We start from the raw sequence: 6,534 nt of genomic DNA on the forward strand, positions 1-6,534 counted from the left end.
CCCCCCCCCCCCAGCTTTTTTTTTCAATCAGAAGCCGGCTTACGAGATCTTGTACGGTCTCGTGGGGTCGGAGATGGGTAAAAGAGACAGGAGCGCGACTGGCAATGCTCCCGCGGCCCGCAGCGACATCGGCATCGAGGCCGCGGGACTCACTGTCCGCTACGGCTCCGCCGCCCCCGCGCTCGAGGACGTGAGCCTGCGCGTGGAGTTCGGCCGGGTGTGCGGGCTGATCGGAGTGAACGGTTCCGGGAAGTCGACCCTGTTCAAGGCGATCATGGGGCTGGTGCGACCGGAGGCCGGCAGCGTGCGCGTGGCCGGTGAGCCCGTGTCCCGTGCCCGGCGGCGCAACCTGCTCTCCTACGTGCCGCAGCACGAGGCGGTGGACTGGAACTTCCCGGTCTCCGTCCGCGAGGTCGTGATGATGGGACGCTACGGCCGCCAGGGCGTCATGCGCACGCCGCGCCGGGAGGATCGAGAGGCTGTGCGCGATGCGATCGAGCGCGTGGGCCTGAGCGCACTCGCCGGGCGGCAGATCGGACAGCTCTCCGGAGGGCAGCGGCGACGGGCGTTCGTGGCCCGCGGGATCGCGCAGGGTGCGCGCGTCCTCCTGCTCGACGAACCCTTCGCCGGGGTCGACGCCCAGTCGCAGGCACTCATCACCGCACTCCTGCGCGAACTCGCGGCCGAGGGCGCGGCGGTCCTCGTCTCCACGCACGATCTCACGACCCTGCCCTCCCTCGCCGATGAGGCGGCACTCCTCCTGCGCCGCCTCGTCGCCGCGGGCACTCCGCAGGCGGTGCTCGCCCCGGACGTGCTGAGCCAGGCCTTCGGCCTCGTCCCTGCCTCGGCGCCCGCCCCTGCCTCGATTCCCGTTCCTGCCCCGGCCTCGGAAGGAGACCGGTGATGATCGACCTCCTCCTCGAACCGTTCGCCTTCGACTTCATGCTCCGGGCACTGGTCGTGGCCGTGGCCGCTGCGCTGGTGTGTGCCCTGCTGTCCTGCTGGCTGGTGCTCATCGGCTGGTCCCTCATGGGGGACGCGGTCTCGCACGCCGTGCTGCCCGGGGTGGTCCTCGCCTACATCCTCGGGGTGCCCTTCGCCGTGGGGGCCGTGGTCTTCGGTCTGCTCGCGGTGCTGCTGATCGGCGTGGTGCGCGACACGAGCCGCATCCGCGAGGACGCGGTGATCGGCATCGTGTTCACCTCGCTGTTCGCGCTGGGGATCGTCCTCGTCTCCGTCACGCCCAGCCACGTGGATCTGAGCCACATCCTGTTCGGGAACCTGCTGGGCGTCTCCCGCGCGGACGTCGTGCAGGTCTCGCTCCTCGCGGGCGCGGTGATGGCGGCCCTGCTCGTCAAGCGGCGCGATCTCACCCTGTTCGCCTTCGATCCCGTCCACGCGCACGCGGTGGGACTGAGCCCTCGTCTGCTGAGCGCACTGCTCCTCTGCCTCCTGGCCCTCACCGCGGTGGCGGCGCTGCAGGCCGTGGGCGTGGTGCTCGTGGTCGCGATGCTCATCATCCCCGGCGCGGCCGCACATCTGCTCACGGACAGCTTTCCACGCATGCTCCTGCTCGCCTCCGGCATCTCCGTGGCCGCCGCCGTACTGGGGCTCTGCGTGAGCTACTGGGCGGACGCCTCCTCGGGCGGAACGGTGGTCCTGGCGCAGTCCGTGATGTTCGCGCTCGCCTACCTGTTCGGACCCGCGCACGGTCTCATTCCAGGGATGCTCCGGGCGCGTCGCACCACGGCGGCCGCTCTCTGATGTGCAACCATGACCGATGGATCGACTCCCACAGAACCCTTCGACGCCGGTACGAGGAGTGCCAGGCCGCCTTGCGGTCTCACGCTCCTCGCCCCAGCGCCGTCACTTCCCCGACACCTGAGGTTCTTCCATGCACCACCGTCTCACCGCGGTGACCGCGTGCGGCACCGCCGCGGCCATCGTCACCTCCCTCGGCCTCTTCAGCGGAACCAGCGCGCTGGCTGCGGAGAACGCCCCGGACATCACCGAATCCGCCCTCACCGAGGTCGACCCGGAGGGGCTCGAACTCGCCGGAGCACGTGCGGGATCGCAGGCCACCTCCGCGGTCACGCGTGCGGACACCACCAATCTGCCGCCGCTGCTGCGGGCGCCGGCGGCCTACGGCGAGGTCTCCCGCGGGTTCACCGCCTCCGTCGCCACGCATGTCGCCTCGTCCTCCGCCGCGAGCGGGCAGGGCGCCGCCGAGGCCGGGACTGCTGCCGAGGCGGCCGTCGCCTCGGGCGGTGCAGGCACCGGCGACGCTGGAACCGGCAGCGCTGGGACCAGCGACATCCGGACCGCGGACGAGACCGTTCCGCTCCCGGACGCCTCCGGTTCCGTCACGGAGACGACGGAGGACGGCATCGCGATCGCGGCGCTCTCGCAGGAGATGGAGGTGCCGGAGGGCAACCCCGCAGTCGTGGGTCTCACCTATGACGAATACGCGGACGTGGAGTTCGAGGTGCGGGCCAAGACGGACGGCCAGTGGTCCGAGTGGTCCCACATCCACGTCGAGAACTTCGGGGAGGGCGAGCCCGGGACGGACCCGTACTACGTGGCGGGGGCGTCCAGCCTGCAGATCCGCGTGCTCGGCGACGCAGGAGTGCCCGAGGGCACCTCGATCATGCTCGTCGATCCCAAGAAGCTCGACAGCGACGCCGAAGCGGTCCGGGACAACCAGCCCCTCGTCCCTGCCGACGATGCAGGCGAGGAGTCCGGTCAGTCCGGTGATTCCGGTTCGGCCGGTGATTCTGGTGAGGCCGGCGCTGCGGCCCCCGGCATCGTCGGCACCTCGGCGCGCGGCGAGCACGGCCGCGAGTGCACCGCGACCGGCGGATGCACGTGCCCGGAGTGCGCGGGGGCAGGCGCGGCGCAGACCGTCTACCAGCCGGGGTCGGCCTCGGCGGCGGTTCCCACCTCCAAGAAGGAGGTGAAGAAGCCCACGATCCGTTCCCGGAAGGACTGGGGCGCGGACGAGTCGCTGCGGGCGGGCTCCCCGGAGTACACGAGTGCTCCCACGGCAGCCGTCATCCACCACACGGACGGCAAGAACGACTACGACGCGGAGGACGTGCCCTCGATCCTCCGCGGCATCTACACCTTCCACGTGAAGGGCCGCGGCTGGGCGGACGTGGGCTACAACGTGCTCGCGGACAAGTACGGGCGCCTGTGGGAAGGACGCGCCGGCGGAGTCGCCAAGCCGGTCCTGGGCGCACACGCGCAGGGATACAACTCCGGGACCTTCGGCATCTCCGTGCTGGGCGACTACAGCAAGAAGGCCCCGCCCCGGGAGACGCGTGATGCGGTCGCCCAGGTCATCGCCTGGAAGCTGGCGAAGTCGGACACCCCGGCCGACGGGAAGACCACTATCGAGGGCGAGCGGATGAACACGATCGTCGGTCACCGGGACGTGGGGGACACGGACTGCCCGGGTGAGGCGTTCTACGACACCTTCGGTGAGATCCGGAAGACCGCGGTCGCCTTCCAAGAGGGCAAGGATCCGGTGAAGGAGGCCGAGGAGAAGAAGGCCGCGGAGAAGGCCGAGAAGGAGCAGGCCGAGAAGGAGCAGGCCGAGAAGGACAAGGCCGACGAGGAGGAGAAGGAGAAGGACTCCGAGAAGGACGGCAGCGGCCTCGAGGGCGGAGTCGTCGACGGGATCTCCGGAGGCGCCGCCGACCTCAGCTGAGGCGCCGCCTGCGGGGTGATGCCCGCGGGGTGATGCCCGCCGGGTGCCGCCTGCGGGGTGGTGCCCGCCGGGTGCCCCCGCTGCTCGCCTCCTGCCGGGCACCGCCCGCCTGGTGCCGCCCCCACGGATAGGCTGGAGGCATGTCCGTCTCCGGCTTCTCCATCAGCACGCAGAACTACCTCAAGGCCATCTGGAGCCTCCAGGAGTGGACGGAGGCGCCCACCACTCCCAGCCTCATCGCTCAGAGGGTGGGTCTCCGGCTGTCCACGGTCTCCGGCGCGCTGCCCAAGCTCGCCGAGCAGGGTCTGGTGGTCCACGAGCCGTACAGCGGTGTGGCGCTCACGGAGGCGGGGCGTGCGGTCGCCGTCGCGATGGTGCGCCGCCACCGGCTGCTGGAGACGTTCCTCGTGCAGACGCTCGGCTACGGCTGGGACGAGGTCCACGAGGAGGCCGAACACCTGGAGCACGCCGTCTCGGATCTCATGGTCGAACGGATCGACGCGCTGCTGGGCAGGCCGGAGCGGGATCCCCACGGCGATCCGATCCCTGATGCGCAGGGCCGCGTCACCTCGCCCTCTGCCGTGCCGCTCACGGATGTGCAGCCCGGAGCGCGGGTGGTCGTGGAGCGGATCTCCGATGCGGACTCCGCCCTGCTGAAGCATCTCGCCTCGCGCGGGATCACGGTGGGCACCGTGCTCGAGGTGGGGGAGGGGGAGCCGTTCTCCGGTGCCCTGTCCGTGGCTCCCGCCGGCACTGCGGCTCCCGCCGGCGGCGAAGCCACCAGCTTGGGCGCGACGGCCGCGGCGCAGGTGTTCGTCTCCGTCAGGGGCTGAGGGTGCCGGTCCGGCGCAGATCAGTGCACCGGCCGGAACAGCGTCTCCTGCGCGATCGTCGCCACCTGCTCGCCGGACTCTGTGCCCAGCCTGCCGCGATACAGGCCGCGGCCTCGGGAGACGGACTCCGGGTGGAGGTCCATGAGGACCCAGCTGTTCATGTCCACGTCCTGGCGGAACCAGACCGCATGGTCGAGGCTGGAGCCGGAGCGGTACTCCGCCGTGTTCCAGGCACCCACTCCGCTGGAGATGTCGGAGAGGTAGGTGAGCGCGCAGAGGTGCATGAGCTGGTCCTCCGCCGGATCGCCCAGATCCTCCGTGCAGCGCGCCCAGAACCGCAGTGGATAGTCGCGGGACTCGTAGACCTGCTCGGTCAGACGCGCTTCGAACCCGAACATGCGCGGCAGCGCAGAGGTGGTGCCCATCGGCGCCTCCTCGACGGGCATGTGCTCGGAGTGCTCCGGGCTGTCGAAGGGCGCGGCGAAGGAGCAGGACATGTTGAAGATGACCTTCCCATTCTGCAGCGCCACGACCCGCCGGGCGGAGAAGGAGCGTCCGTCGCGGTCACGGTGGACCTGCAGGACGGTGGGCTGGGAGGCGTCGCCCGGGCGCAGGAAGTAGCCGTGGAGCGAGTGCGGCCGCCGGTCCGCGTCCACCGTGAGCCCGGCCGCACGCAGCGACTGCGCGGCCACCTGCCCGCCGTAGAGGGCGTAGGGCTCCTCGAAGACGTAGCCGGCGCGGTAGATGTTGGGGTCGATCCGCTCCAGCTCCATCATCTCGACGAAGGAGCCCTCCAGCGGATCCAGCCGCGTGAAGCCGACCTCGGTCATCGTGTTCCTCCTGCGTCGATGTTCCTCTGCGGTGTTCCGCCCGCGCGGCACCATCCGCCCATGAGGGGGAGTTCCGCCCGCGCCGGGCTCTCTGCCCACGATGATAGGCGTCGCACCCCGGCCGACGTGACGGCGTCCCGCCTGCGGGATACAGTGGCGGGCAGTGACATGGGGTGCTCGTCACTGCCGGCCCAGCGGGTGCGGAAGCGAGCTGAGAACACACCCATCGAACCTGATCTAGCCAGTACTAGCGAAGGGATCGTCATGACAGGCGTCGACGTCTCCTCCGCCGGGGAGCTCTCCTCGGCACTCCGCCGGGCCGCCGCGCAGGTGCGCGGCACCGTGCCCCTCGTCCAGTGCATCACCAACACGGTGGTCCAGCAGTTCAGCGCGAACGTGGTCCTTGCCGCAGGCGGGTCCCCGGCCATGCTCGACCACGAGGCGGACGCCGCGCAGTTCGCCTCCCTCGCCGGGGGCATCCTCGTGAACTTCGGCACCGCCACCAGCCACCAGCTTCTCGCGGCGGACGCCGCAGTCGGCACCGCCGGGGTGCTGGGTACGCCCTGGGTGCTCGATCCCGTCTCGCTGGGCGCGGCGGACCACCGCTCCATGCACATCCGCCGGCTCGCGGCCTCCGGTCCGGCGGCCATCCGCGGCAACGCCTCGGAGATCGCGGGTCTGGCAGGCACCGGCTCCGGCGGCCGCGGCATCGAGTCGATCGACACGGTGGACGACGTCCTCGCTCCCGCCGCCGTCCTCGCCGCGCGCACCGGTGCGGTCGTGGCCGTCTCCGGGCCCGTGGACGCCGTGGTGACCGCCCGCGGTGACAGCGCTCTCGTCGCGCGCATAGCCGGCGGACACCGCTTCATGCCCCTCGTCGTGGGCACCGGCTGCTCGCTGGGAGCGCTCACGGCCGCCTATCTGGGCGCGGCGGAGGCTGAGGCGAACGCTGCGGCCAGTACGGACCCTTCTGCGGGTGCGGATCCTGCGGCGGACTCCCGCTTCCACGCCGTCATCGCCGCCCACGCGCACTTCGCGGTGGCGGGTGCAGCCGCGGGCGCCCGTGCGCAGGGGCCGGGCAGCTTCCAGCCGGAGTTCCTCGATGCGCTCTGGGCCGCCGGGCCCGAGGCCGTGGCCGGGGCGGAGGTCACCCTCTCCCGCG

Annotated in this window: 6 protein-coding genes and 1 riboswitch; of the genes, 5 read left to right on the forward strand and 1 reads right to left on the reverse strand. The window is 71.2% G+C overall.

Annotated elements, in window-relative coordinates:
- The first annotated feature begins 73 nt into the window (after positions 1-73).
- The 4 genes from Q0A33_RS06585 to Q0A33_RS06600 all read left to right on the forward strand — a co-directional run bounded on the left by Q0A33_RS06585 (position 74) and on the right by Q0A33_RS06600 (position 4,542).
- Entirely contained in the window at positions 74-904 is an 831-nt protein-coding gene (locus Q0A33_RS06585) for a metal ABC transporter ATP-binding protein (protein ID WP_291794642.1), read from the forward strand.
- A complete protein-coding gene (locus Q0A33_RS06590) occupies positions 904-1,764 on the forward strand; it encodes a metal ABC transporter permease (protein ID WP_291794643.1) in 861 nt (286 codons plus the stop codon). The genes Q0A33_RS06585 and Q0A33_RS06590 overlap by 1 nt, the downstream gene beginning before the upstream one ends.
- Before the next feature lie 130 nt (positions 1,765-1,894).
- Positions 1,895-3,709: a peptidoglycan recognition protein gene (locus tag Q0A33_RS06595; protein ID WP_291794644.1), complete on the forward strand. Its 1,815-nt coding sequence runs from the start codon at positions 1,895-1,897 to the stop codon at positions 3,707-3,709.
- 140 nt (positions 3,710-3,849) lie between these two features.
- Positions 3,850-4,542: a metal-dependent transcriptional regulator gene (locus tag Q0A33_RS06600; protein WP_291794645.1), complete on the forward strand. Its 693-nt coding sequence runs from the start codon at positions 3,850-3,852 to the stop codon at positions 4,540-4,542.
- Between the two features lie 20 nt (positions 4,543-4,562).
- Here the strand turns inward: Q0A33_RS06600 and Q0A33_RS06605 are convergent, their stop codons facing one another.
- Complete coding sequence (locus Q0A33_RS06605; RefSeq protein WP_291794646.1) at positions 4,563-5,372, reverse strand: acyl-CoA thioesterase domain-containing protein; 810 nt, start codon at positions 5,370-5,372, stop codon at positions 4,563-4,565.
- Between the two features lie 159 nt (positions 5,373-5,531).
- A riboswitch (TPP riboswitch) is annotated at positions 5,532-5,649 on the forward strand.
- Here Q0A33_RS06605 and Q0A33_RS06610 point away from each other — a divergent pair.
- Positions 5,637-6,534: hydroxyethylthiazole kinase (locus Q0A33_RS06610; protein ID WP_291794647.1), on the forward strand; the 898-nt coding region annotated here is incomplete at its 3' end. (Overlaps the previous riboswitch by 13 nt.)

Source organism: Brevibacterium sp., assembly GCF_022712115.1.
GTDB lineage: Bacteria > Actinomycetota > Actinomycetes > Actinomycetales > Brevibacteriaceae > Brevibacterium > Brevibacterium salitolerans.